At 72.1% G+C, this 2,259-nt stretch carries 2 protein-coding genes and 1 pseudogene; 2 read left to right on the top strand and 1 reads right to left on the bottom strand.

All coding sequences use genetic code 11. From position 1 onward, the window contains the following. Together EHS43_RS43000 and EHS43_RS42995 are read left to right on the top strand one after the other, a co-directional pair. On the top strand, positions 1 to 947 hold a 947-nt coding region (locus tag EHS43_RS43000), incomplete at its 5' end, for an adenosine deaminase (protein ID WP_125195879.1). A gap of 13 nt (positions 948 to 960) precedes the next feature. Beyond that, entirely contained in the window at positions 961 to 1,737 is a 777-nt protein-coding gene (locus tag EHS43_RS42995; protein ID WP_125195878.1) for a glycerophosphodiester phosphodiesterase, read from the top strand. Here EHS43_RS42995 and EHS43_RS42990 read toward each other — a convergent pair. Beyond that, positions 1,682 to 2,259 (bottom strand): annotated as a pseudogene (locus EHS43_RS42990) (sigma-70 family RNA polymerase sigma factor); the annotation flags it as partial. The gene EHS43_RS42995 and the pseudogene EHS43_RS42990 sit on opposite strands and share 56 nt — an antisense overlap.

Below are 2,259 nucleotides of genomic sequence, written 5' to 3'. Positions count from 1 at the left end.
TCTCCGAACTGGCCGCCCGCCACCCCGACTCCAAGGTCCCCACGGACCCCGAGGCACTCGTCGACTACTTCACCTTCACGGACTTCGCCCACTTCATCGACGTCTACCTCAGCGTCGTGGACCTGATCCGCACCCCCGAGGACGTACGGCTCCTCACCTACGAGGTCGCAAGAGACCTCGCCCGCCAGCAGGTCCGCTACGCCGAGCTCACCATCACCCCGTTCTCCTCCACCCGCCGCGGCATCGACGAGCGCGCGTTCATGGAGGCGATCGAGGACGCCCGCAAGGCGGCGGAGTCGGAGTTCGGCACCGTACTGCGCTGGTGCTTCGACATCCCCGGCGAGGCCGGTCTGGAGGCCGCCGAGGAGACGACCCGGCTGGCCACCGACGACCGCCTCCGCCCGGAGGGCCTCGTGAGCTTCGGTCTCGGCGGCCCCGAGATCGGCGTCCCCCGCCCCCAGTTCAAGCCGTACTTCGACCGGGCGATCGCCGCCGGCCTGCACTCGGTCCCGCACGCCGGCGAGACGACCGGCCCGGAGACGGTGTGGGACGCCCTCACCCACCTGCACGCCGAGCGCATCGGCCACGGCACGAGCTCCGCCCAGGACCCGGCGCTCCTTGCCCACCTCGCCGAGCACCGCATCCCGCTGGAGGTGTGCCCCACCTCCAACATCGCGACCCGGGCCGTCCGCACCCTCGACGAGCACCCGATCAGGGAGTTCGTGAAGGCGGGCGTCGTCGTCACGATCAACTCCGACGACCCCCCGATGTTCGGCACCGACCTCAACAGCGAGTACGCGGTGGCGGCGCGGCTGCTGAACCTCGACGAGGAGGGCCTGGCCGCACTCGCGAAGAACGCGGTCGACGCGTCCTTCCTCGACGAGCCCGGCAAAGCCAGGATCAAGGGCGAGATCGACACGTACACGAGCACCTGGCTCGCCCCCTGACCACAATGGGCGCATGCAGAAGCTGACGGCCGTGGCACACCGCGGCGACCCCTACCGCGTCCGTGAGAACACGATCGACTCCCTGCGTTCCGCGCTCGCCCGGGGCGCGGACGCGGTGGAGATCGACGTACGGCTCACCAGGGACGGCGTACCGGTGCTGCTCCACGACGACACGCTGAAGCGGCTGTGGGGGCACGACCGCCCCCTGCGGTCCCTGTCCGCGGACGAGGTGCGGGGGCTGACGGGGGGCGGGGTGCCGACCCTCGCGGAGGCCCTCGAAGCCACCGCAGGACACCGCCTGATGCTCGACCTGCCCGGTACGCGGGAGGTCCGGGTAGCCCGCCGTGTGGTCGACACGGTGCGTGACCACGGTGCCCAGGACCGCGTCTACTACTGTGCCGACGCCACCGCCATGCTCGCCGTCCGAGCGGCCGACCCGTCCGCCGAGATCGCGCTCACCTGGACCAGCCTCGCGCCCCCGCGCCCCACCCTCCTGGAGGCGGTCGGGCCCCGCTGGTTGAACTACCGCTTCGGCCTGATGGACCAGGACCTTGCCGAACGCATCCACGCCGACGGCTGTCTGATCTCGGTCTGGACCCCCGACACCCGCCGCGCGATGCGCCGCCTCGCCGCCCTGGGCGTCGACTCGATCACCACGAACCGCGTCGACGTCCTCTGCGCGCTGAGGGCACAGGCGAACGGGAGCCTGGACCGCGAGTCCACCGACGGCGGCGCTACACCCGGGACCGCTGGGCAACGGCGGCCGGATCGGCGGGAGTCGACCGGGTGACGTACTGCGGCACCGGGGTGTCGTCCCCGCCGGTGTCGCGGACCAGCCCGTAGCGCGTGACGCCCTGGGCGGGACCGGTGGCGATGTCCTGCTCGACCGCCTCCCAGCTGGACGGGAAGACGCTGAGGCCGTAGTCGGCGCCGCTCTCGTTGACCGTGAGGGTGACGCTGCCGTCGAGGTGGAAGTACTCGTTCTGCCACATCTGCTGGGTGCCGGCGGGCGGGACGGCGTAGCCGACGGTGGAGTTGCCCATGCCGGTGGCGGTGGCGTCCGTGGCGCTGACGGGGTCGTCCATGCGGCGGCCGCCGCCCGAGGCGACGTGGAAGAGCTCGCCCTTGAGACCGGTCCACGTCGGCATGACGAGGCCGCCGGACCGGTACTGCGGCGAGATCTGCCAGCGGACGAGGACATAGCCGGTGCCGGTCAGCGTGACGCTGTCCCCGCGGTGGTTCATCACGGCGTGCGCGCCGCCGGTGCTGGTGACGCCGGTCTCGCGGCGGTGCGGCAGGGCGGTGGGCGGGG

This window comes from Streptomyces sp. RP5T (assembly GCF_003933965.1).
Classification (GTDB): Bacteria; Actinomycetota; Actinomycetes; order Streptomycetales; family Streptomycetaceae; genus Streptomyces.
This window is presented reverse-complemented; position numbering and strand designations above follow the sequence as displayed.

Coding starts and splice junctions, on each gene's coding strand:
- EHS43_RS42995 (WP_125195878.1), top strand. CDS start 961: ATGCAGAAGCTGACGGCCGTGGCACACCGCGGCGACCCCTACCGCGTC.